Origin of the sequence: Myxococcus sp. AB025B, assembly GCF_006518215.1 — a bacterium.
Taxonomy (GTDB): domain Bacteria; phylum Myxococcota; class Myxococcia; order Myxococcales; family Myxococcaceae; genus Myxococcus; species Myxococcus fulvus.
Genome location: NZ_SRLW01000751.1, coordinates 1 through 397 on the forward strand (window position 1 = coordinate 1; position 397 = coordinate 397).

Consider the following 397-nt stretch of genomic DNA (forward strand, 5'->3'; position numbering starts at 1 on the left):
GAGCTGAAGCGATACTGTTTTTTAATCTACCCCAGTTAAATAGCAACATACCGCCTTGTAGAGAATAACTCTGACTTAATAATTCTGTTGTAGTAAACTGATTAGTGGTTGGGTCTATAGAACGACCAAATTGTAAATTACCTGAAGTAGCAGCCGAAGCCGTTGGATATTGAAATAATTTATTCTGCTTTAATTGTAATGCGGTAATTCTTGCCTGAACATCGGCCTGTTTAATAGATATATTATTTTTTACGGCATAATCAACACATTTACGTAAATCCCACTTGCCTGTTGTATCCTGTGCTGCCAGTTGCAAACAGGCAATACAACTTATTATGGTAATTAATTTTCTCATATCTCAACAAAAATAATGGAAAGATGGGCACCGCATAATAAT

Annotated in this window: 1 protein-coding gene; it reads right to left on the reverse strand. The window is 35.3% G+C overall.

The annotated features are described in order from the left end of the window. Positions 1–316: TolC family protein (locus FL311_RS43795; RefSeq protein ID WP_228557501.1), on the reverse strand; the 316-nt coding region annotated here is incomplete at its 3' end. Between the last annotated feature and the right edge of the window lie 81 nt (positions 317–397).